The organism is Hyphomonas sp. GM-8P (assembly GCF_003263315.1).
Taxonomy (GTDB): domain Bacteria; phylum Pseudomonadota; class Alphaproteobacteria; order Caulobacterales; family Hyphomonadaceae; genus Hyphomonas.
The window spans coordinates 1-804 of record NZ_AWFE01000018.1 but is presented as its reverse complement, the minus strand read 5'-3'; the positions used below and the strand labels follow the sequence as shown (position 1 = coordinate 804).

Below are 804 nucleotides of genomic sequence, written 5' to 3'. Positions count from 1 at the left end.
GGCGATGGACCACCTCAGTGGGGCAGACCAAGTGGAGTTGCCCCGTTGCTCAAGCGAGCCGGGTCTTCGGCGGCCTTGCCGCCGCATGAAGGCGTAAGGGCTCAGGCCACCGAGTGCAGTATGCGGCCGGTCAGTGTTGTAGTCTATCCGCCAGGCCTCGATAATCCGGCGAGCATCTTTGAGGCTGTCGAACAGATGCTCGTTCAGACACTCGTCGCGGAAGCGGCCGTTGAAGCTTTCGACGAAAGCATTTTGCGTGGGCTTTCCCGGCGCGATATAGTGCCATTCGACGTCGGCCTTCTTTGCCCATTTCAGGATCGCATGACTGGTCAGTTCGGTCCCATTGTCAGAGACGATCATTTTCGGCTTGCCGCGCGTTTCGATCAGGCGTGACAGTTCGCGTGCCACCCGCGTTCCAGAGATCGAGGTATCGACCAGAATAGTCAGCGCTTCTCTCGCAAAGTCGTCAACGACATTCAGTGTCCTGAACCGTCTTCCATCTGATAAGGCATCAGACACAAAGTCGAGGCTCCAGCGCTGGTTCGAGCCTGTGGGCATCAGCATCGGCGCGCGTGTCCCCACAGCCCGCTTGCGGCCCCGGCGGCGCTTCACCGACAGGCCTTCCTCGGTGTAGATACGGAACACCTTCTTGTGGTTTGCATAGAAGCCCTCCCGCTCCAGCAGGATACCCAGTCGGCGGTAACCGAACCGACGACGTTTGCCTGCCAGAACTTTAAGTTCTTCTCGCAGCGCGTCATCTTCGCCAGTCGTTTTGGTCTGCCCCCAGCAAAGTGGTCCATTATT

The 804-nt window shown here is 58.7% G+C and carries 1 protein-coding gene; it reads right to left on the bottom strand.

Annotated features, from left to right (window positions below; all coding sequences use genetic code 11):
* Positions 1–804: IS3 family transposase (locus HY26_RS02300; RefSeq protein WP_233351508.1), on the bottom strand; the 804-nt coding region annotated here is incomplete at both ends.